This window comes from Streptomyces sp. NRRL F-2664 (genome assembly GCF_000719345.1).
Taxonomy (GTDB): Bacteria; Actinomycetota; Actinomycetes; order Streptomycetales; family Streptomycetaceae; genus Streptomyces.
In genome coordinates this window covers 1-1,445 of the sequence record NZ_JOFX01000203.1, presented here as the reverse complement: position 1 = coordinate 1,445, position 1,445 = coordinate 1, and the positions used below count along the sequence as shown (strand labels likewise).

Below are 1,445 nucleotides of genomic sequence, written 5' to 3'. Positions count from 1 at the left end.
CGCTTCCTAATGTTGTTGTCAAGCGGTTGCGGCCACAGGGGGTGTGACCTCGTAGCACCGTCGGTCACGGATCAGGGCCCACAGGACGTTGACGCGTCGGCGGGCGAGGGCGAGTACGGCCTGGACGTGTTTCTTGCCTTCGCCGCGTTTCCTGTCGTAGAACTTCCGCGAGTTCGGGTCGCAACGGACGCTGACGAGCGCGGAGGTATAGAAAACGCGTTGCAAGCGCCGGTGGTAAGCCACGGGCCGGTGGAGGTTGCCGCTGACCTTGGCGGAGTCCCGTGGCGCAGGGGCGACGCCAGCGAATGCCGCCAGGGCGTCCGGGGAGGTGAACTCGTCCAGGCCGCCGCCGACAGCGGCGAGGAACTCGGCACCAAGGGTCGGGCCGATACCGGGCACGCTCTGGACTATTTCGGCGAGTTCGTGCTCGCGAAACCGGCCCTCGATGAGCTTGTCGATCTCGGCGATGTGCTCGTTGAGGGTCATCACCTCCTCGGCCAGGGTGTGGACCAGCTTCGCGATGGTCTTCTCCCCGGGAATGGCGGTGTACTGGCGCCCGGCAGCCTCAACCGCCGCTTCGGCAAGGGTTCTTGCATTGCGGACGCTGCGGTTGGCCAGCCACTTGGTTAGCCGTGTGACGCCGGCGCGGCGGATCGCGGCCGGGGTCTGGAACCCGGTCAGGAGCTTGAGCGGGCCAAGGTTGGTGACGTCCAGAGCCCTCTCCAGAGCCGGGAACATGCTCAGCAGGGTGCCCCGCAGCCGGTTCACCGAGCGGGTGCGGTCCTCGACCAAGTCGGACCGGCGCCCGGTCAGCAGCTTCAGCTCGATGGCGGCTTCGTCACCGGGGCGGATGGGCCTCAGGTCGCGGCGCATTCTGGCCTGGTCAGCGATCACGTAGGCGTCGCGAGCATCGGTCTTTCCCTCGCCGCGGTAGCCGTCGGAGGCGCGGTTCACGAGCCGGCCGGGGAGATAGAGGACCTCCTGGCCGTGGCTGACCAGCAGGGCCAGCAGCAGCGCGGGCTCGCCGCCGGTCATGTCGATCGCCCAGGTCACCTGCCGGCCGTCCGCCAGGTCGAGGACGTCACCGATCAGTTTGAGCAGCTCGGGCTCGTCGTTGGTGACCCGCCGCGACAGCAGCGTCTTGCCGTCCGAGTCCAGGGCAAGGCCGTGATGATGCCCCTTGCCGCTGTCGATCCCCGCCCATATCCGGCTCATCGTGCTCCTGACGTGCGTGTTCGTTCAGTTCGTACCACGGACGACTTCGCCGGCATTGCTCTACTCAGCGACTTGTTCGCACTTCCTAATCGGCGGCCGAGTCGTCGTGGGGCACCGGGCGGCGAAGCGACGTAAGCCACAAAGCGGCAGCAGCCTGATAGCCACACCCGATACCCCTGGGCGTCCCCACCCTACGAATGGGAGGACCAACCCGTCCAAAAAGGTAGAGC

At 67.0% G+C, this 1,445-nt stretch carries 1 protein-coding gene; it reads right to left on the bottom strand.

Features of this window, described 5'->3' with window-relative positions:
* Positions 1–18: 18 nt before the first annotated feature.
* A complete protein-coding gene (locus IF89_RS0135340) occupies positions 19–1,215 on the bottom strand; it encodes an IS110 family transposase (protein WP_030777209.1) in 1,197 nt (398 codons plus the stop codon).
* Between the last annotated feature and the right edge of the window lie 230 nt (positions 1,216–1,445).